The following is a 1417-nucleotide window of genomic DNA, read 5'->3' as shown; positions in this document are numbered from 1 at the left end:
CCTAGTAGTGCTTTGTTAGGTCAGCCTGTTGTGGCTGGTCGGGTTGGTCGTGTGGTGGTTCGATGCGGGCGTGACCCCCGAACAGCTCGCTCATATCCGCTGGCGGTTGGAGACGTTCGCCGCTGAGGTGTTCACCCCCTTGGCCCGCTCGGATCAGCGGGCCAAGGGAATCACCTACCTGCGGGGACTGCTCTTGGACGGTCGCCGTAAGTCGATGCAGCCGATGGCCGAGCGCCTGGGGGTGGATCACCAAGGGTTGCAGCAGTTCGTCACCTCTTCCACCTGGGACTTCGCCGCGGTACGCCAGTGCCTGGCCGCTCGCGCGGTCCAGGCGGTCGCTCCGCGGGCGTGGGTGATCGACGACACCGGGTTCGTCAAGGACGGTAAGGGGTCACCGGGGGTGGCCCGGCAGTACTCCGGCACACTGGGCAAGGTCGGTAACTGCCAGATCGGCGTCAGCGTGCACGCCATCACCGATGTGTCCTCCTGCCCGCTGAACTGGCGGCTGTTTCTGCCCGCCTCCTGGGATCAGAACCAAGCCGCCGATCCGCAGGTGGCCGAGCAGATCGGCGCGCGCCGTGCCCGGTGCGCCATCCCCGCCACCGAACGGCATCGCCCCAAATGGCAGATGGCCCTGGAGATGCTCGATGAGCTTGCTGTCTGGGGGCTGACGGCGCCGGTGGTGGTCGCCGATGCCGCCTACGGCGACAACGCGCACCTGCGCGCCGCGCTGGCCGAGCGGGATCTGCGCTACGTGCTGCAGGTCAAGGGGGCGATCACCGCTCACCGGGTACACGCCGAGCCCGAGACGCCGCCTTACCGCGGGTCAGGTCCGTGGCCCAAGCCGCGCTATCGCACCAAGCCGATCAGCTTGCGCGAGCATGTGCTGGCCGCCGGACGTGCTGCGGCGACCACGCTGACCTGGCGTGATGGCTCCAAGGGGAGCTTGACCTCGCAGTTCGTGATCTTGCCGGTCCGGGTGGCCGGTCGCAAACCCCGCCCGGCCGACGACGGCTCGCTGCCGATCAGCCACCTGATCGCGCAATGGCCCCACGACGAGAGCGAACCCATCAAGTACTGGCTGTCCAACCTGCCGGCCGGCATCGCACCGGCCGAGCTGGTCACCCTGGCCAAGATCCGTTGGCGGATCGAACACGACTACCGCGAACTGAAGACGGCCCTGGGATTGGACCACTTCGAAGGCCGTTCCTGGACCGGCTGGCACCGCCACGTCACCTTGGTCAGTGCCGCTCACTTGTTCTGCACCGAGCTGCGGTTGAACAGCCCAAAAGCGGTCGGGGCGGCCTGACGCTCTACATGATCCTCAAAGAGCTCCAAGCCCTTTTGGCCACCTGGACAGGCCGATGCCCCACCTGCCAGCAAAGACCGCCCTAACCACCTAACAAAGCACTACTAG

Annotated in this window: 1 protein-coding gene; it reads left to right on the top strand. The window is 66.8% G+C overall.

The genetic code is table 11. The annotated features are described in order from the left end of the window. Positions 1–70: 70 nt before the first annotated feature. Positions 71–1309 (top strand): IS701 family transposase, encoded by a 1239-nt coding sequence (locus ABT061_RS48270; RefSeq protein ID WP_350930446.1) that lies wholly within the window; start codon positions 71–73, stop codon positions 1307–1309. Positions 1310–1417 lie beyond the last annotated feature (108 nt).

The organism is Streptosporangium sp. NPDC002544 (genome assembly GCF_040295965.1).
Lineage (GTDB): Bacteria > Actinomycetota > Actinomycetes > Streptosporangiales > Streptosporangiaceae > Streptosporangium.
This window is presented reverse-complemented; position numbering and strand designations above follow the sequence as displayed.